This window comes from Citrobacter sp. TBCS-14, assembly GCF_005280805.1.
In the GTDB taxonomy this organism is placed as follows: domain Bacteria; phylum Pseudomonadota; class Gammaproteobacteria; order Enterobacterales; family Enterobacteriaceae; genus Citrobacter; species Citrobacter gillenii.
This window is the reverse complement of sequence record NZ_SZWM01000401.1, coordinates 1-230: the sequence shown is the minus strand read 5'-3', so window position 1 is coordinate 230 and position 230 is coordinate 1. Positions and strand designations below refer to the sequence as shown.

The 230-nt window shown below is 56.1% G+C and carries 1 protein-coding gene; it reads left to right on the top strand.

Annotated features, from left to right (window positions below; translation table 11 throughout):
• The coding region (locus FDX22_RS15790; RefSeq protein WP_146717439.1) for an ABC transporter substrate-binding protein at positions 1 to 230 on the top strand (230 nt) is incomplete at both ends.

Sequence of the window (230 nt, the reverse complement as noted above, 5' to 3'; positions counted from 1 at the left end):
CAACATGCGGGTGGGTTAAATGTGGCGGCGGCCAGCGTGAAAGGCGCGCGTCAGGTGGCGCTTGAGCAGGTGCTGGCGTGGAACCCGCAGGTGATTTTTGTTCAGGACCGATATCCGCAGGTGGTCAAAGAGATCCAAAACGATCCTAACTGGCAGGGAATTGACGCGGTGAAAAATCATCGTGTCTGGCTGATGCCTGAATATGCCAAAGCCTGGGGTTATCCGATGCC